Origin of the sequence: Aeromonas sp. FDAARGOS 1415, from assembly GCF_019048365.1 — a bacterium.
In the GTDB taxonomy this organism is placed as follows: domain Bacteria; phylum Pseudomonadota; class Gammaproteobacteria; order Enterobacterales; family Aeromonadaceae; genus Aeromonas; species Aeromonas taiwanensis.
In genome coordinates this window covers 817,586-835,575 of the sequence record NZ_CP077363.1, presented here as the reverse complement: position 1 = coordinate 835,575, position 17,990 = coordinate 817,586, and the positions used below count along the sequence as shown (strand labels likewise).

The 17,990-nt window shown below is 61.7% G+C and carries 15 protein-coding genes and 6 tRNA genes; 15 read left to right on the top strand and 6 right to left on the bottom strand.

Translation table 11 applies throughout. The features are described 5' to 3' along the window. The first annotated feature begins 89 nt into the window (after positions 1-89). Positions 90-671 (top strand): YjaG family protein, encoded by a 582-nt coding sequence (locus tag I6L45_RS03990; RefSeq protein WP_043757364.1) that lies wholly within the window; start codon positions 90-92, stop codon positions 669-671. Positions 672-733: 62 nt separating this feature from the next. Here the strand turns inward: I6L45_RS03990 and I6L45_RS03985 are convergent, their stop codons facing one another. Further along, complete coding sequence (locus I6L45_RS03985; protein WP_043757386.1) at positions 734-1,213, bottom strand: MarR family winged helix-turn-helix transcriptional regulator; 480 nt, start codon at positions 1,211-1,213, stop codon at positions 734-736. Between the two features lie 164 nt (positions 1,214-1,377). On the opposite strand from I6L45_RS03985, the gene I6L45_RS03980 reads away from it, so the two are divergent. Then, a complete protein-coding gene (locus I6L45_RS03980) occupies positions 1,378-1,905 on the top strand; it encodes a hypothetical protein (protein WP_043757388.1) in 528 nt (175 codons plus the stop codon). A 9-nt stretch (positions 1,906-1,914) separates the two neighbouring features. After that, a complete protein-coding gene (locus I6L45_RS03975; RefSeq protein WP_216983497.1) occupies positions 1,915-3,513 on the top strand; it encodes a BCCT family transporter in 1,599 nt (532 codons plus the stop codon). Between the two features lie 74 nt (positions 3,514-3,587). On the opposite strand, the gene mutS is transcribed toward I6L45_RS03975, so the two are convergent. Then, positions 3,588-6,158 carry a DNA mismatch repair protein MutS gene (mutS, locus tag I6L45_RS03970; RefSeq protein WP_216983496.1) on the bottom strand — a complete coding sequence of 857 codons (2,571 nt, stop codon included), beginning with the start codon at positions 6,156-6,158 and terminating at the stop codon, positions 3,588-3,590. Positions 6,159-6,432: 274 nt separating this feature from the next. Further along, positions 6,433-6,840, bottom strand: a complete 408-nt coding sequence (locus tag I6L45_RS03965) for a Spy/CpxP family protein refolding chaperone (RefSeq protein WP_252424076.1) — start codon at positions 6,838-6,840, stop codon at positions 6,433-6,435. A 200-nt stretch (positions 6,841-7,040) separates the two neighbouring features. On the opposite strand from I6L45_RS03965, the gene pncC reads away from it, so the two are divergent. The 12 genes from pncC (at position 7,041) to I6L45_RS03905 (ending at position 14,531) form a co-directional block, all read left to right on the top strand. Then, on the top strand, positions 7,041-7,532 hold the full coding sequence (pncC, locus tag I6L45_RS03960) for a nicotinamide-nucleotide amidase (protein ID WP_210549458.1): 492 nt from the start codon (positions 7,041-7,043) through the stop codon (positions 7,530-7,532). Between the two features lie 80 nt (positions 7,533-7,612). Continuing rightward, positions 7,613-8,677 carry a recombinase RecA gene (recA, locus tag I6L45_RS03955; RefSeq protein ID WP_043757404.1) on the top strand — a complete coding sequence of 355 codons (1,065 nt, stop codon included), beginning with the start codon at positions 7,613-7,615 and terminating at the stop codon, positions 8,675-8,677. A gap of 41 nt (positions 8,678-8,718) precedes the next feature. After that, positions 8,719-9,228 carry a regulatory protein RecX gene (locus tag I6L45_RS03950; protein WP_216984167.1) on the top strand — a complete coding sequence of 170 codons (510 nt, stop codon included), beginning with the start codon at positions 8,719-8,721 and terminating at the stop codon, positions 9,226-9,228. A gap of 261 nt (positions 9,229-9,489) precedes the next feature. Then, complete coding sequence (gene alaS, locus I6L45_RS03945) at positions 9,490-12,114, top strand: alanine--tRNA ligase (protein ID WP_216983495.1); 2,625 nt, start codon at positions 9,490-9,492, stop codon at positions 12,112-12,114. Between the two features lie 16 nt (positions 12,115-12,130). Beyond that, positions 12,131-13,378 carry an aspartate kinase gene (locus I6L45_RS03940; protein WP_216983494.1) on the top strand — a complete coding sequence of 416 codons (1,248 nt, stop codon included), beginning with the start codon at positions 12,131-12,133 and terminating at the stop codon, positions 13,376-13,378. A gap of 93 nt (positions 13,379-13,471) precedes the next feature. After that, positions 13,472-13,660 (top strand): carbon storage regulator CsrA, encoded by a 189-nt coding sequence (csrA, locus tag I6L45_RS03935; RefSeq protein ID WP_005315760.1) that lies wholly within the window; start codon positions 13,472-13,474, stop codon positions 13,658-13,660. A gap of 213 nt (positions 13,661-13,873) precedes the next feature. After that, positions 13,874-13,966, top strand: a tRNA-Ser gene (locus I6L45_RS03930). 3 nt (positions 13,967-13,969) lie between these two features. Next, positions 13,970-14,046: transfer RNA gene (locus I6L45_RS03925), tRNA-Arg, on the top strand. Between the two features lie 97 nt (positions 14,047-14,143). Continuing rightward, positions 14,144-14,220, top strand: a tRNA-Arg gene (locus I6L45_RS03920). Positions 14,221-14,246: 26 nt separating this feature from the next. Then, positions 14,247-14,323 (top strand) — tRNA-Arg (locus I6L45_RS03915). Positions 14,324-14,350: 27 nt separating this feature from the next. After that, positions 14,351-14,427, top strand: a tRNA-Arg gene (locus I6L45_RS03910). Between the two features lie 27 nt (positions 14,428-14,454). Further along, a tRNA-Arg gene (locus tag I6L45_RS03905) sits at positions 14,455-14,531 on the top strand. 429 nt (positions 14,532-14,960) lie between these two features. On the opposite strand, the gene pbpG is transcribed toward I6L45_RS03905, so the two are convergent. From pbpG to I6L45_RS03890, 3 genes are all read right to left on the bottom strand, one after another. Further along, positions 14,961-15,788, bottom strand: a complete 828-nt coding sequence (gene pbpG / locus I6L45_RS03900; RefSeq protein WP_210549459.1) for a D-alanyl-D-alanine endopeptidase — start codon at positions 15,786-15,788, stop codon at positions 14,961-14,963. A gap of 136 nt (positions 15,789-15,924) precedes the next feature. Beyond that, positions 15,925-16,590: a DedA family protein gene (locus I6L45_RS03895; RefSeq protein ID WP_043757427.1), complete on the bottom strand. Its 666-nt coding sequence runs from the start codon at positions 16,588-16,590 to the stop codon at positions 15,925-15,927. An 18-nt stretch (positions 16,591-16,608) separates the two neighbouring features. Continuing rightward, positions 16,609-17,901, bottom strand: a complete 1,293-nt coding sequence (locus I6L45_RS03890; protein WP_043757430.1) for a hemolysin family protein — start codon at positions 17,899-17,901, stop codon at positions 16,609-16,611. Positions 17,902-17,990 lie beyond the last annotated feature (89 nt).

Here is a 17,990-nt window from a genome sequence, read left to right as displayed (position 1 = left end):
CAAGAAAGTCGAGCTGGGCGCTTTTTCATTTTCGCCGCGCCCCTCGTGGGCTACAATCTGCCCCACATTTTGCAAAGGATCCGACTCCAGTGTTTGGTGACAAGTTTTATAAGCGACTGGCCGAGCTGCAACCCTGGCAGCAGACGGTCTACACCCTGGCGCTGGCAGAGCGCATGTACCCCAACTATGTGCTGTTTACCCAGGCGACCGGCTTCGGGGATGCAAAGGCGTTTCGCCACGCCCTGGATCAGATGTGGAACTACCTGACCGTCAAGGGATCCCGCGTCAATCTGGGCGCCATCCTGGAGGCGTTCGAGGTCTATATTCCCGAGCCCAGCAAGTTTGAATCCTATGGTGCCTATCCGGCGCTGGATGCCTGCGTGGCGCTGGGTTGTGCCTACAACTCGGTGATCTGCCGGGTGGGTGAGGAGGCGAACGACGCCAGCCATGCCTCGGTGGGGACGGTGGCGGGGTTCATCGACATGCTGGAAGGGCGCGAGCTGACCGACGAGGAGCTCTACGAGCACGAGCACATGGAGGCCGAGCTGGAGTTCCAGGTTGAGCTGCTCAAGCGGGTGGCTCACGAGCGCGACAGCGATCGCATCCTGGCCATCCGCAAATTTGCGGCCCAGGACGGTGTCTCCAACATCGGCATCAGTCTGGAAGAGTGAGCCTTTTCTTCAGGCCCTCATAAAAAAAGCTCCCGTCAGGGAGCTTTTTTTATGGCTGGCGTTCAGGCCCGCTCTTCGGTCAGGGGGCGGACGCTCAGCACCGGGGCCGCGTCGATCCCGTCGGCGTTCATCATGGCCGAGATACGCTGGAGGGAAGAGAGCAGCAGGCCCTGCTCCCAGTTTTCCAGGGCCTGGAAGCGTTGGATGAAGCTCTCCTGCAGCGGGGTGGGGGCCTGGGCGAGCAGGGCGCGTCCCGCGTCAGTCAGGGTCGCATGGACCTTGCGCTTGTCGGTATCGCTGCGGATGCGCTGCACCAGCTGACGACTCTCGAGCCGGTCCATGATGGTGGTCGCGGTGGCCTGACTCATGTTGGTGTGATCCGCCAGCTGGCGCATGGAGATCTGGCCCAGCTCGTCGATCCCCTTGAGCAGCAGGAGCTGGGGCGACGTCAGCCCGGCCTCCTTGATCAGGCGTTTGGAGTGCATGTCGATGGCACGGATGATCTGGCGCAGTGCGATCAGCACTTCATCATGTTTTTCCATGGGAGTCCGGGTTAGTGCAGGGCTGTGGAGAGGCGCAAAATTCTCCACCTAATTCACCATCGGGTCAATATGGTTTTTGGTGTAATCATTTCTACTCTAAATAATATTGTGTTAGGTTATTGAACCATTTTCCCATGAAAACCCGATATTTAAGGAGTGACATCATGCATGACGACCTGGATATCAAGTCCCTGGTTGCCGACCTGCGCGTGGTCAGAGTCCGTTATGAACTGCCTGATACTGCGGCTTTCGTACGTTATCAGCCCGCCTATGACGAGGACCCCAACAACCTCAAGGTGCATCACTATGATGGCGAGTTGCCCCTCTCCTGCAGCAATACAGGTTCTTTCAGCCTAAAGGAGTTGGTCAATGAACTGCGCTATGCCTATGTGCTGGTGCACCTCTTCCCCGACGAGAGCGCCATGAACTTCTACCTGGCGGGTCTGGACAACGGCCTGGCCCAGCTCGAGTTCATCGGCGGCTCCTACGATTTCAACCGCCTCTGGATCACCAGCGGTGTCTCCAGCCTGGGGGTCCCCATGGCCATCTTCCTCGGCAAGCGCCACGCGGTGAACGGTCAGCCTTCCGTCAGCCTGGTGGATCACCGTGAGCAGGTCGCCGGTCGACTGGTCTATCGTGCCATCGGCGGTGCGGGTGATCACGTGGGCGAAGACTTCTTCAACAACGACTAAGGAGGGTTGATGAGAGCAACCAAAGGGCTATTGAAAGGCCTCAATCCCACCATGGCCATGACGGCCCTGACCGTCGTGACCCTGTTCCTGCTGTTTGGTGTATTTGATCCCGACACCGCGGGCACCTGGTTCACCGGCGCCAAGGACACCATCATTGCAGGCTTCAAGTGGTACTACATTCTGGTGGTCGCCCTGTTCCTGTTCTTCGCCGTCTATCTGATGTTCAGCCGCTTTGGCAGCATCCGGCTGGGCGACGACGACCAGGTACCGGAGTTCGGCTACTTCGCCTGGTTCTCCATGCTGTTCAGCGCCGGCATGGGGATCGGTCTGGTGTTCTGGAGCATCGCCGAACCCATGTACCACCTGCAGGGCAACCCCTTCGTCACCGAAGGCATGACCCCGGAGGCGGCGCAGATCGCCATGCGTCTCACCTTCTTCCACTGGGGTCTGCACCCCTGGGCCATCTACGTGATCGTCGGCCTGTCGCTGGCCTTCTTCAGCTACCGGCGCAAGCTGCCGCTGGCCATTCGCTCTGTGCTTTACCCCATCCTCGGCGATCGCATCTACGGCTTCTGGGGCCACGCCGCCGACGTGCTGGCGGTGTTCGGCACCGTGTTCGGGGTGGCGACCTCCCTCGGCCTCGGGGTCTCCCAGATGAACACGGGTCTCAACCAGATGTTCGGCATGGAGGTCTCGCAGGCGAACCAGCTCTGGCTCATCGGGGGCATCAGCCTGATCGCGACCCTGTCGGCCATCTCCGGTGTCGGGCGCGGGGTGAAGATCCTCTCCGAGCTCAACATCTGGCTCAGCGTCTTCGTCCTGGCCCTGTTCCTGGCGCTGGGCCCGACCACCTATATCCTCAATGCTTATGTGCAGAACATCGGTGACTACCTGCAGAACATCGTCCGCCTGAGCTTCTGGACCAACACAGAGGCGAACGGCACCTCGGCCTGGCAATCGAGCTGGACCGCCTTCTACTGGGGCTGGTGGATAGCCTGGGCTCCCTTCGTCGGCATGTTCATCGCCCGCATCTCCAAGGGACGCACCATCCGCGAGTTCGTGCTCGGCGTGCTGCTGGTGCCCTCCCTGCTCGGCATGCTCTGGCTCACCGTTTTCGGCGGGACAGCCATGCACCTCGAGCTGTTCGGCTCGGGTGGCGTGGTAGAAGCGGTCAACCAGGACGTCACCCTGGCGCTCTACAAGACGGTGGAGTTGCTGCACTGGGAGACCTTCGGCTGGATCGCCAAAGGGGTGCTGACGCTGCTCATCTGCACCTACTTCATCACCTCCAGCGACTCGGGCACCCTCGTCATCACGACCCTGCTCTCCATCGGGGATCAGGATCCCCCCGTGCTGCACCGCGCGGTCTGGGGGCTGGGTCAGGGGCTGGTGGCGGCCATTCTGCTGGTCTCCGGCGGTCTGGCCGCCCTGCAGGCGGCCAGCATCATAGCCGCACTGCCCTTCTCCCTGATCATGCTGGCCATGTGCTACTCCCTGATGCTGGGCCTCAAGCAGGAGAGCCAGCGCCAGTTCGAATACCGCCAGAACCTCAAGCGCCACGATGGCTCCAGCCACATGAGTCTGATGGACAGGATAGGGCCGGCCTGATGACAGGCAGAACCATGACAACGAAAAGGGGAGCCTCGCGGTTCCCCTTTTTTTATGGCTGTGTTGGTGACGGGTTACAGCATCTGCTTGAGGCGATAGAGCAGATCCAGGGCCTGACGCGGGGTCAGCTCGTCCGGGCGCACCGCTTCCAGCTCCTCCACCACGGGATGGCTCTGGGGCGGCAGGGCGACCGGGGTCGGGCGCACTTCGCCGGCGGCCACCGGGGTGGCGCTCTCCAGCTCGTGCAGTTTGTGGCGGGCCTGCTGGATCACCGATTTCGGCACTCCCGCCAGGGCGGCCACCTGCAGGCCGTAGGAGCGGCTCGCCGCCCCCTCCTGCACCGCGTGCATGAAGGCGATGGTGTCACCGTGCTCCACCGCATCCAGATGGACGTTGGCAAGCCCGTTCATCAACTCCGGCAGCCGGGTCAGCTCGAAGTAGTGGGTGGCGAACAGGGTGTAGGCGCCAATCTTGCTCGCCAGCTGCTCGGCGCAGGCCCAGGCCAGGGACAGGCCGTCATAGGTGCTGGTGCCGCGGCCGATCTCGTCCATCAGCACCAGGCTGCGGGCGGTGGCGTTGTTGAGGATATTGGCGGTCTCGGTCATCTCCACCATAAAGGTGGAACGGCCGGAGGCGAGATCGTCCGACGCCCCGATCCGGGTGAAAATGCGGTCGATGGGGCCGATACGGGCGCTGTCGGCTGGCACGAAGGCACCGATGTGGGCCAGCAGCACGATGAGCGCGGTCTGGCGCATGTAGGTGGACTTACCCCCCATGTTGGGGCCCGTGATGATCAGCATGCGGCGTTCCCGCTCGAGCCGGATAGGGTTGGCGATAAAGGGGTCCGTCATCACCTGCTCCACCACCGGATGGCGGCCCGCCTCGATCAGGATCTGATCCTCGTCGATGAGGGTGGGGCAGCGGTAGTCCAGGGTTTCGGCCCGCTCCGCCAGGTTGGCCAGCACGTCCAGCTCCGCCAGGGCGGCGGCGGACTCCTGCAGCTCGCCCAGGTGCGGCAGCAGGGCATCGAGCAGCTCCTCGTAGAGGCGCTTCTCCAGCGCCAGCGCCTGGGCCTGGGCGGTGAGCACCTTGTCCTCGTACTTCTTGAGCTCGTCGATGATGTAGCGTTCGTTGTTTTTCAGCGTCTGGCGGCGGATGTAGTGGGCCGGCACCAGGTGGCTGTTGGCCCGGCTCACCTCGATGTAGAAGCCGTGCACCTTGTTGTAGCCCACCTTGAGGGTGTTGATGCCGGTCAGCGCCTTTTCCCGCTCCTCGATGCGGGCCAGGCTTGCGGTAGCGCCGTTGGCGAGATCCCGCAGCTCGTCCAGATCAGTGTTGAACCCTTCACGGATGACGCCGCCATCGCGGATCAGCACAGGCGGCACCTCCATCACGGCGCGCTCCAGCAGGTCGAACAGCTCGGGGAAGGTGCTGGCCCGCTCGCGCAGCTGCTGCACCGCCTCGTGCTCGCTCTCGGCCAACAGCCGCTGAAGCTCGGGCAGCTGGGCGAAGGCCTGGCGCAGGCGGGTGAGGTCACGCGGACGGGCGGAACGCAGGGCCAGGCGCGCCAGCACCCGCTCCACGTCGCCGACCCGGCGCAGCAGGCCGCCGAGATCGTCATAGAGGTTCTGCTCGATGAGCTCCTTGATGGTGCTCTGGCGGCCTTTGAGGATCACCCGGTCGCGGATCGGCTGGTGGATCCAGCGCTTGAGCAGCCGGCTCCCCATGGGGGTGGCGGTGCAGTCCAGCACGGCGGAGAGGGTGTTGTCGTGGCCGCCGGCCAGGTTCTGGGTCAGCTCCAGATTGCGGCGGGTGGCGGCGTCCATGATGACCGCATGATCGGGCTGCTCGAGGCGCACACTGCGAATGTGGGGCAGGGCGGTGCGCTGGGTGTCTTTCACGTACTGCATCAGGCAGCCGGCGGCGCACAGTGCGGTCTCGCTCTGCTCGACGCCGAAGCCCACCAGATCCTGGGTGCCAAACTGCTGGCACAAGAGCTTGCGGGCGGTGCCGAGCTCGAATTCCCACTCCGGGCGGCGGCGCAGGCCACGGCGACCCTCGACGTGGCGCAGGAACTCGAAGGATTCGGGGTAGAGCAGCTCGGCCGGGTTGGTGCGCTGCAGCTCGGCGAGCAGGGTCTCTTCCTTCTCGAACTGGTTGATGAAGAAGCGGCCGGAGCCGATGTCCATGGTGCCGTAACCGAAGCGGCGGCCGTCGTGGTAGACGGCGGCGATCAGGTTGTCCTGACGCTCGGTGAGCAGCGCCTCGTCGGAGACGGTGCCCGGGGTGATGATGCGAATGACCTTGCGCTCCACCGGCCCCTTGCTGGTGGCCGGATCCCCTACCTGCTCGCAGATGGCGGCAGACTCGCCGAGCTGCACCAGCTTGGCCAGATACCCCTCGATGGCGTGATAAGGCACCCCCGCCATGGGGATGGGGCTGCCCGCCGACTGGCCGCGCTTAGTCAGGGAGATATCGAGCAGTTGGGAGGCCTTGCGGGCATCGTCGTAGAAGAGCTCGTAGAAGTCGCCCATGCGGTAGAACAGCAGGATCTCCGGGTTTTCTGCCTTGAGGGTCAGGTACTGCTGCATCATGGGGGTGTGAGCGCTGAGATTGGCGCTGCTGACTGGGTGCTGTGCTGTCATGTGCTTTTCCAGAAGGTGCTCTGGCAGGCAAGCGTCTGCCATCATGGGTCTGAATCTGGAGGCCATTCTACATGCTCGGGAGCGGATGGTGAGGAGTTATCTCCGTCTTGGGGGCAAAGCCGGCGTCCTAGCCTGGCTTGGTCGCAGCTTGCTGGGTCGGGGAGGGGCTAAGAGAGGGGGCTCCTGAGCCTTGTCCAACCGGGGCAGAAGAGGAGGAACAGACAAAATCCCCGCATCGGCGCGGGGATTGGGGTCAGAGGAGGGAAACCGCCTCTCAGTACATCGCCTCGCCGCCGTTCAGCATCTCGTGCAGCTTGGCTTTCTGCTCAGGTGTCAGCACCTGGCTCACCTCGAACAGGTAGTGGGCGCGATAATAGCGAGCTTCGGCCTGTACGTCGCTGATGGTTTGCAGCTGTTTCTTGGCGGCCGCCTCGTCCCACTTGCCGGACTTGATCATGTTGACGATGACGTCCTGGCCGATGGCATCGAGCTTGACGGCTCCCAGGTCCTTGGCTGCCTGCTCACGCAGTCCCTTGATCTGCTCCATCTGCGCGTTCGAGAGGTTGAGCTCCTGGGCCAGGGTTGTCTCGGTCTGCAGCTCCGGGGTCGCCTCGGCTGCAAAAACCTGGGTGGTGGCGCAGAGGGCGAGGGCAGCCATGGCGGCTTTGAACGGGTGTTTCATCGGTGTGTTCTCCTTTTCTGTCACGGGGTGAAACCGCACGCATGACGGTGCCATGAGATGATACGAGGTGCCCTTGTACTGGAGCTTAAGCCGTGACAACTTGCTGACGCGCACGAACCCGGGTCGGTTGCCCGGGGGGCGGGGCAACTGCATAATGAGCCGCATATTTCGCCCTGCAAGGGGCAACTGAGGAGATGACGATGGGACTTGAGGCAGAGATCACCCGTTTATCCCAGGAGCTGGGCGAAGCATTGCTGGCCAAGGGCTGGCTGGCCGCCACGGCGGAGTCCTGTACCGGCGGCGGCGTGGCCACGGCCATTACCGATATCGCCGGCAGCTCGACCTGGTTCGATCGCGGCTTCGTCACCTATACCAACGAGGCCAAGCAGCAGATGCTGGGCGTCAGCATCGACAGCCTGCTGCGCCACGGCGCCGTCAGCGAGGCGGTGGTACTGGAGATGACCCGAGGCTGCCTGGCCCGCTCCGATGCGGGGATCTGCGTGGCCATCAGCGGCATCGCCGGGCCCGGCGGCGGTAGCGACGAGAAGCCGGTCGGTACCGTCTGGTTCGCCTGGGCGGATCGCACCGGTCGCCATCACTCTCTGCTCGCCCGTTTCGACGGGGATCGCCATCAGGTTCGTCGGCAGGCGGTCAGACAGGCCTTGTCCGGACTGCTGGCCCTGCTCAAATAAATTGGGCTTGATACTGTATGCATAAACAGTATACTTAGCCCAACTTCACTTCTTCATCACGATTCCCAGCGGAGATTGGCATGGATCAGAACAAACAGAAGGCACTGGCGGCTGCGCTGGGCCAGATCGAAAAGCAGTTTGGCAAAGGCTCCATCATGCGTCTGGGCGACAGCAAGACCATGGACATCGAAGCCATCTCCACCGGCTCCCTCTCCCTGGACGTGGCGCTGGGGATCGGCGGTTTGCCGTGCGGCCGTATCGTCGAGATCTACGGTCCGGAATCCTCCGGCAAGACCACGCTGACCCTGCAGGTGATCGCCGAGGCCCAGAAGAAGGGCAAGACCTGCGCCTTCGTCGATGCGGAGCACGCCCTGGATCCCGTCTACGCCGCCAAGCTGGGGGTCAATGTCGACGACCTGCTGATCTCCCAGCCGGATACCGGTGAACAGGCGCTGGAGATCTGTGACATGCTGGTGCGCTCCAACGCCGTCGACGTCATCATCGTCGACTCCGTGGCCGCCCTGACGCCGAAAGCGGAAATCGAAGGGGAGATGGGTGACTCCCACGTCGGCCTGCAGGCTCGTCTGATGTCCCAGGCCCTGCGCAAGTTGACCGCCAACATCAAGAACGCCAACTGCCTGTGCATCTTCATCAACCAGATCCGGATGAAGATCGGCGTCATGTTCGGTAGCCCGGAGACCACGACCGGTGGTAACGCGCTCAAGTTCTACGCCTCCGTGCGCCTGGACATCCGTCGTACCGGCGCGATCAAGGAAGGGGACGAAGTGGTCGGCAACGAGACCCGCGTCAAGGTGGTCAAGAACAAGGTGGCTCCCCCCTTCAAGCAGGCCGAATTCCAGATCTTCTACGGTGCCGGCATCTCCAAAGAGGGCGAGCTGGTGGACCTGGGGGTCAAGCACAAGCTGATCGACAAGGCCGGTGCCTGGTACAGCTACAACGGCGAGAAGATCGGTCAGGGCAAGGCCAACGTCATGAAGCTCTTCTCCGAGAACAAGGCGCTGGCTGGCGAGGTAGAAGCCAAGCTGCGCGAGCTGCTGCTCTCCGGTGCTGCGCCGGTGGAGGAGAAAGCCTCCGCCGCCGAGTACGACGAGTTTGAAGCCGAAAACGAACAAGAGTTCGAATAAGAGCAAAAGGAAGGCCGGGTTGATACCCGGCCTTGTCATTTATGGTTGATGAATCCGTTACCGACCCTGCCGAGCCCGTCGAACCCACCTTTGAGGAGCAGTTGGCCGCCGCCCGCGCCTTCGCCATGCGCAGCCTGGCACGGCGCGAGAGCGCCGAGTCGGAGCTGGCCAGGCGCCTGCGTCAGCAAGGCTTCAAGGAGGAAGTGATCGACGCCGTGCTCGACTACTGTCGCGGCTATCACTGGATCGATGACGAGCGCTACGGTGCCATGGCGGTGCGGGCTGGTGCCGCCAAGGGGCATGGCCCGCTCAAGATCCGTTTCGACTTGCGCCGCAAGGGGCTGAGCGATGTCCAGATTGATGCCGCCTTCGAGCAACCCGAGCTGGACTGGTTCGAGCTTGCCCTGGCACTGCTGGCGCGGCGTGCCCGGGCCGCCGATCTCGCCGACTTCAAGTTGCGCATGAAATGGCTCAAATACCTGCTTGGCCGGGGGTTCACGCAAGATCAGGCTCGCTATGCCCTCTCTACTTTGCAGGAGGAGGGGGAGTAGACACGTCTTGGTGTGCGGTGGCGGCGCCCTCGCTCGCACGACCATGTTTGTACTCCCATTAACCCCTCCGATTGCAGCCAGAGGGCTGCCAGTGTCAGCCGGCCGACCCCCCATTTACGCCCCGCTTGCGAACGCGTCGCTCGCCGCCGTATCCGTTGCGGGCTTTTTCACCCGCAAGGGGCCCGCGCGTTTTACTTTACCCGGCAGAAAACTTACATTAATGCGGTTAAAAGTCCGTATTCGAATCAAGCAGGATTTTCCATGTATATGTCCACGTCAGAGATACGCGCCGCGTTTCTCGAGTATTTCCGCTCCCAGGGGCACCAGGTTGTCACTTCCAGCTCGCTGGTACCGCACAATGACCCGACCCTGCTGTTCACCAACGCAGGGATGAACCAGTTCAAGGACGTGTTCCTTGGCGCAGACAAGCGTGCCTACAACCGCGCCACCACGGCCCAGCGCTGCGTGCGTGCGGGCGGCAAGCACAATGACCTGGAAAACGTCGGCTATACCGCGCGTCACCACACCTTCTTCGAGATGCTGGGCAACTTCAGCTTCGGTGACTACTTCAAGCAGGACGCTATCCGTTTTGCCTGGGAATTCCTGACCGGTACCCTCAAGCTGCCCAAAGAGCGCCTGCTGGTGACCGTCTATGAAACGGACGACGAAGCTTTCAACATCTGGGCGAACGAGATCGGCGTACCGGCCGATCGCATCGTGCGCATCGGTGACAACAAGGGCGCCGCCTTTGCCTCCGATAACTTCTGGCAGATGGGCGATACCGGTCCGTGCGGTCCCTGCACCGAGATCTTCTATGATCACGGCGACCACATCTGGGGCGGCCCTCCCGGTTCACCGGAAGAAGACGGCGACCGTTTCATCGAGATCTGGAACGTGGTCTTCATGCAGTTCAACCGTCAGGCAGACGGCACCATGGAGCCGCTGCCTCGTCCGTCTGTGGACACCGGCATGGGCCTGGAGCGTATCTCCGCCATCATGCAAGGCGTGCACTCCAACTACGAGATTGACATCTTCCAGGCGCTGATCAAGAAGGCCGCCGAGATCGTCGGTACCACGGATCTGAGCAACCAGTCCCTGCGCGTCATCGCCGACCACATTCGCTCCTGTGCCTTCCTGGTGGCTGACGGTGTCATGCCCTCCAACGAAGGCCGGGGCTATGTGCTGCGCCGGATCATCCGCCGCGCCGTGCGTCACGGTCGCAAGCTGGGCGCTACCGAGGTCTTCTTCTACAAGCTGGCGGCCGAGCTGGCCGTGCAGATGAAGGACGTGGCCGAAGAGCTGATTGCCCAGTTGCCCCTGGTCGAGCGCGTGCTGCGCATCGAGGAAGAGCAGTTCGTCCGCACCCTGGACAGGGGTCTGCTGCTGCTGGAAGACGCGCTGGCGAACCTCGGCGACGCCAAGGTCATCCCGGGCGAGGTGGTGTTCAAGCTTTATGACACCTATGGCTTCCCGGCGGATCTGACCGCTGACGTGGTGCGCGAGCGCGAGATCGGCATCGACGAAGAGGGCTTCAAGGTCGAGATGGAGAAGCAGCGCGCCCGCGCGAAAGAGGCCTCCAGCTTTGGCGTGAACTACAACGAGGTCCTGAAACTCGATTTCGAGACCCCCTTCACCGGTTACAAGCAACTGAGCCAGAACACCCAGGTGATCGGCATCTACAAGGATGGCGTCGAGGTCAACGGGCTGATCGCTGGTGAAGAGGCCGTGATCGTGCTGGCCGAGACCCCCTTCTATGCGGAGTCCGGTGGCCAAGTGGGCGACAGCGGCATCCTCAAGGTGGACGACGGCATTTTCGCCGTGACCGATACCCAGAAGGCCGGCAAGGCGATCATTCACAAGGGCTATCTGGAGCTGGGCACCCTGGAGAAGGGCGCCGAGGTCGAGGCCGTGGTCGATGGCGACCGCCGTCAGGCCGTGGCTCTGAACCACTCCGTGACTCACCTGCTGCACGCGGCCCTGCGCCAGGCGCTGGGCGAGCATGTGACCCAGAAGGGCTCCCTGGTGGGCGCCGAGCGCATGCGCTTCGACTTCTCCCACTTCGAAGGCCTGACCATGGCGACCATCCGCCGGGTCGAGGAGCTGGTCAACGCCCAGATCCGTGCCAACCACGAAGTCGCTACCCAGCTGATGAACCTGGACGCGGCCAAGGCGGCCGGTGCCATGGCGCTGTTTGGCGAGAAGTACGAAGACGACGTGCGCGTCGTGCGCATGGGCGACTACTCCACCGAGCTGTGTGGCGGTACTCATGCCAAGCGTACCGGTGACATCGGCTTCTTCAAGATCGTCGCCGAGAGCGGTATCGCCGCCGGTGTGCGCCGTATCGAGGCGGTGACCGGCAAGGGCGCCATCGACTTCATGCACCAGATGGGTGAGCAGATCGAAGAGGCGGCCGCCCTGGTGAAGGGGGATCAATTCTCCATCGTCGACAAGGTGCGCCAGGTGCTGGACAAGGCCAAGATGATGGAGCGCGAGCTGGAACAGCTCAAGGCCAAGCTGGCCGCCCAGGCCGGCAACGACCTGCTGAGCCAGGTCATCGAGATCAATGGCCAGAAGGTGCTGGTCGCGGCGCTGGAAGGGGCCGATCCCAAGTCCCTGCGCGGCATGCTGGACGAGCTGAAGAACCAGATGAAGTCCGGTGTCGTGCTGCTAGCAACCAGCAGCGACGGCAAGGTCAACCTGATTGCCGGTGTGACCAATGACCTGACCGCCAAGGTCAAGGCTGGCGAGCTGGTCAATCTGGTGGCCCAGCAGGTGGGTGGCAAGGGCGGTGGTCGTCCCGACATGGCACAGGCGGGTGGTACCCAGCCTGAGGCGGTGCCGGCGGCGCTGCAATCCGTTCACTCCTGGCTGGAAGAGCGCCTGTAATCGGGCGAGGTGATCTGTGGCACTCTTTGTTCAGAAGTACGGTGGTACCTCGGTCGGAACGCTGGAGCGGATCGAGGCAGTCGCCGATCGCGTTCAGCTGACCCGCTCCCAGGGACATGATGTGGTGGTGGTGGTTTCCGCCATGTCGGGTGAAACCAACCGGTTGCTGGGCATGGCCCAGCAGCTGGATCAGGATGCCAATCGGCGCGAGATGGATGTGCTGATCTCGACCGGTGAGCAGGTCACCATAGCGCTGCTGGCGATCGCGTTGAACAAGCGCGGTTGTCCCGCGGTCTCGATGACCGGCGATCAGGTTCGTATCCACACCGACTCCGCCTATGGCAAGGCGCGCATCACCCGGATCGACACCGAGCAGGTTCAGGCCGAGCTCGGTGCCGGCAAGGTGGTGGTGATCGCCGGCTTCCAGGGGCGTGATGAGCACAATGCCATCACCACCCTGGGGCGTGGGGGTTCGGACACCACGGCCGTGGCCGTGGCTGCGGCCATCAAGGCCGACGAATGCCAGATCTTTACCGATGTGGATGGTGTCTACACCACGGACCCGCGCATCGAGCCCAAGGCGCGTCGCCTCGATACCATCACCTTCGAGGAGATGCTGGAGATGGCGAGCCTGGGGGCCAAGGTGCTGCAGATCCGTTCGGTGGAATTCGCGGGCAAGTACCGCGTGCCGTTGCGGGTGCTGTCGAGTTTTGTCGACGGAGAGGGAACCTTAATCACATATGGAGGTGAGAGGATGGAAGCACCCCTGGTATCCGGCATTGCGTTCAATCGCAACGAGGCAAGCCTGACCATTCTGGGTGTGCCGGACCGGCCGACGGTGGCGGCGCAGATCCTGAATCCGATCAGCGATGCCAACATAGATGTCGACATGATAGTGCAGAACACCATGGGGGATGGCACCGCCGATTTCACCTTCACGGTGAATCGCGATGACTACCGCCGGGCCCGCGCCTTGCTGGAGGAGACCGCTACCCAGCTGGGGGCCGCCTGCGTGCAGGGCAACGGGGAGATCGCCAAGGTCTCCATCGTCGGGGTCGGCATGTGGAATCATCCCGGCGTCGCTCGCACCATGTTCAAGGTATTGGGCGAGGAGGGGATCAACATGCAGTTGATTTCCACCTCTGAAATCAAGATATCCGTGGTGATTGACGAGAAGTACCTGGAGCTGGCAGTGCGTTCGTTGCACTCGGCGTTCGGGCTGGATCAAGAGCCTCACGAGCAGCCCTTGGGAAACAATCCCTGATTGATTTAGTTTCAACCATTTACCATATCGGTATCTTTGTAAGATAATGGCGCATATCGATATAAATACAAAACAGGATACAGGAGCAAGCGAATGCTTATTTTGACTCGTCGTGTAGGGGAAACCCTGATGATTGGTGACGAAGTGACCGTGACCGTACTGGGCGTGAAGGGTAACCAGGTTCGTATCGGTGTCAACGCGCCGAAAGAGGTCTCCGTACACCGCGAAGAGATCTACATGCGGATACAGGCCGAGAAGGTGCCGGGTCAACCGAACTTCTAAGCAGTACAGGTAGCAGCTATCAGGCGACATATCATGTGTCGCCTTTTGTTTTTCCGGGCCCCCGCAATCGGCCTGCAGGGCGCGGCAGGACTGGGTAAGTGCCGATATTGCTTGAATATTCCACTCTTTGGCCAAATGCTGAGCGAACGCTCTGTTTTCTCCAAAAAAGTGTTTGACTAAAAATCCCTGTGAAGTATTATCAGCCCCGCAAACGGAGAGGTGGCCGAGAGGCTGAAGGCGCTCCCCTGCTAAGGGAGTATGCGGCTTATACCCGCATCGGGGGTTCGAATCCCCCCTTCTCCGCCATTAGCGCCCGTAGCTCAGCTGGATAGAGTACCTGGCTACGAACCAGGTGGTCAGAGGTTCGAATCCTCTCGGGCGCACCATATTGGACTCTTGGAGAGTCATGTGTTGACCATCAGCAAGTCGGCACTGAAAGAAGGCTTACTGTTGAGTAAGCTTTTTTTATCGCTTTAAATCAGGGCGCCCGTAGCTCAGCTGGATAGAGTACCTGGCTACGAACCAGGTGGTCAGAGGTTCGAATCCTCTCGGGCGCACCATTTAAAGCAAAATCAAAAGTTTATGAGCGCCCGTAGCTCAGCTGGATAGAGTACCTGGCTACGAACCAGGTGGTCAGAGGTTCGAATCCTCTCGGGCGCACCATATTTCAAGCAGTACCAAAGTTTGTGAGCGCCCGTAGCTCAGCTGGATAGAGTACCTGGCTACGAACCAGGTGGTCAGAGGTTCGAATCCTCTCGGGCGCACCATATTTCAAGCAGTACCAAAGTTTGTGAGCGCCCGTAGCTCAGCTGGATAGAGTACCTGGCTACGAACCAGGTGGTCAGAGGTTCGAATCCTCTCGGGCGCACCATACAGACAGCCTCGACTTCGGTCGGGGCTGTTTTTTTATGGACCGTTCCAGGCGTGTCGATACGACTCGGCTGGTTGTGATACTCGTCTCTTCACCTCTTCACCTCTTCACCTCTTCACCTTTTTGCCTCAGCGCTGCTGCTTCGCTGCTGTGGTCGCGATCATCCCATCCTGGCCATCCAGGCGGTCACCAGCAGGCTCGTGACAACGGCTGCCACGCCGGCATGGCGGGCGCTCGCTCGGTGCCTCACCCTGCCTCCTGTACCAACTCTGCCCCCCCACTCACGCTATCGCGCCCTATGCGTATCCCTTCGTCCGAGACAACACCTTGTCACCTTCTGCTGGTGCATGTGCTCAGATGTGGATAGAGGCGGTTTGCGGGCAATAAAAAAGGATGCCGCAGCATCCTTTCTTGTCGTCGTGGAGAGAATCAGCTTTTCAGCCACTTGCGGATGCGGTTGGCATCCCCGACCGGAGTGCGTTTCCCCACGGAGTTGAGCAGCACGATGGCGAGCTCCTGGCTATCCGGCTTGGCACGCATCAGCAGGCAGCGGCCCGCCTCGTCGGTGTAGCCGGTCTTGGAGAGGCGCACACCCCAGTCCGGGTTCTTCACCAGGGGGTTGGTGTTGTTGAACATCAGGCTGTAGGCAGGAGTGCTGAAGCGCATCTCCTTGCTGGTGTCCTGGGTGAATTCGCGGATCAGCGGCTGGCGATAGGCGGCGGCGATGAGCTTGGCCAGATCCCGGGCAGTGGAGACGTTGCGGGTCGACAGGCCGGTGGCGTCGTAGAAGCGGCTGTTGCGCATGCCGAGCTGTTTGGCCTTGTTGTTCATGGCGCGAATGAAGGCCGAGCGGCCGCCCGGGTAGTGGCGGGCCAGCGCCGAGGCCATGCGATTCTCGGAGGACATCAGCGCCAGATGCAGGGCGTCGCGGCGGCTCACCTTGGTGCCCATGCGCACCCGGGAGTAGGTGTGCTTGAGGTTGTCCCTGTCGTTCTGATCGATGGTCAGCGTCTGGTTCAGGCTCTGGCGGGCATCCAGCACCACCAGCGCCGTCATCAGCTTGGTGAGGGAGGCAATGGGACGGACCTGGGCGGGGTTCTTCTGATAAAGCGTCTTGCCGGTGTTGACGTCCATCACCAGGGCGCTGCCCGACTTGAGTTGCAACTTGGCCGGGTTCGGTGTTGCCAGGGCGGCCGGCGATCCGAGCAGTCCCATCAATCCACCTACCAGCGCGATTGCGCGAATCCAACACCCCATACGACCGACTCCATCCACAGCGAAAAAAGGCGGTAGATTCACTCATTTTTGCCCTTGCTTTACAAGAGCGGGCAGGGGGAATTCGCCACTATTTTCCATAAAAAAGGGCCGCCTGCCGGCGACCCTCTGATTTGCCTCACTTCGGAGAGACACCGGCCTTGCGTTTGCTCCACCAGCGCCAGACCAGGGCGATGAGCCCCCCCACCAGCAACACCACGGGCAGATAGAGGATAACGCTGAGAAATTGGGACTCATACTGCGCGGCCAACTTGGTGTGGCTCAGGTAGTAGCCCAATCCGACCAGGGGGCAGATCCACATGATGGAGCTGATGAGGTTGACTACCAGGAAGCGCCCCTGGGGGATCTCGTTGGCGCCGACGATATAGGGGTAGGCGGTGCGCACGAAGGCGATGTAGCGGGCGGTGATCAGGGTGATGATGCCGTACTTGTTGAGCAGGTAGTGCACCTTCTCCTTGTGCTTGTCGTCCAGATGGGACATCAGCCTGTGATACATCTGGGTGTGGCCAAGGAAACGCCCCTGCATGTAGCCGAGCCAGGTGCCGCAGAAGGTGGCCAGGATCAGCAGCGGGACGACTGCCAGGGGCAGCACGCCCTGATAGATGAGCACGCCGGTCAGGATCAGCAGGGTGTCGCCGGGCAGAAAGGCAGTGGGGATGAAACCATTCTCCAGCACCAGGAATGTCAGGAGGACGACATAGACCATGAAGACCATGTCGGGATTGGAAAGCGTCGCCAGATCCTGATTAATGAAGGCGTGAGCCAGGTGGTAAAACTGCTCCATACATGCAAACTCCGCAGGTTAGCTGGGTTGGTCGGTCAAGGGCATGGCAAGCACCTTGTCGATGCGCAGGCCGTCCATATCCACTATTTCCAGTTGCCACTGTTCCAGGGTGACCAGGTCTCCGGTCTGGGGAAGGCGGCCAAGGAGCAGCATGATAAGCCCTCCAAGGGTGTGATAGTGATGTTTTTCTTCTTCTGGCAGTCGCACCAGCTCCAGACAATCCTTCAGTTCGGGCAGGGGGATGAGGCCGTCGAGCAGCCAGCTGCCGTCGGCGCGCTGGAAGGCCCAGTTGTCCTCCCCACCTTCCTGCTGGAAGTCGCCGGCCAGGGTTTCCAGCAGATCCTGCTGGGTGACCAGCCCCTGCAGCTCGCCATATTCATCCACCACCAGCACCATGTGCTCGGAATGGGTGCGGAAATGGTTGAGCAGCTCCAGACCGTTCAGGGTCTCCGGCAGCAGGCTGCCATCCTGGGTCAGGGCCGCCAGATCGATGGGCTCCCCCTTGATGTAGGCGTGCAGCACCTTGCTGACGTTGAGAATGCCCACCAGATCCGAGAGGCTGCCGTCGCAGACCGGGAAGAAGCTGTGGCGATACTCCACCAGGCGCTGCAGGTTGGTTTCCAGCGGCAGGGAGAGGTCGATGTAGCGGATGTCGCTGCGGGGCACCATCAGTGACGAGAGGCTGCGCTCGTCGAGGCGGAACACATTCCGCAACATGGTGTGCTCGTGATCCTCGATCACCCCGGCTTCCGAGCCCTCCACCAGCATGGCGTGGATCTCCTCCTGGGTGACGTTGGCGCCGCTGCTCTGATCGACCCGCAGCAGGCGCAGGGTGGTGTTGGTGGAGGCGGACAGCAACCAGACGAAGGGGCGGGTCAGGGTCGCGAGCCAGAGCATGGGACGGGCCACCAGGCAGGCGATGCGCTCGGCGCTGAGCTGGCCGAGACGCTTGGGCACCAGCTCCCCCACTACGATGGAGAGGTAGGTGACCAGGACCACCACGATGACGGTGGCGAGGAGGCTGCTGCTCTTGGGGGAGAGTCCCCACTCCTGCAGCCAGAGGGCGAAGGGCTGGGCCAGCAGGGATTCGCCATAGATACCGTTGAGCAGGCCGATGCTGGTGATGCCGATCTGGACGGCAGAGAGGAAATGGGTCGGATCTTCGCCCAGCTTGAGGGCGATGGCGGCGGAACGACTCCCCTCATTCGCCATCTTGGCAAGCCGTGCCTTACGGGCGGTGACGATGGCGATTTCCGACATGGCAAAGACGCCATTGAGCAAAATCAATCCAAACAGGATCAATATTTCCATACTGCAGCAGCACTCCCGATAGATAAGACCGCTGGCAGTGTAATGAATTTGCGGGCGATGCGCTTGTGAAAGGAGGTGATTTGGCTCGT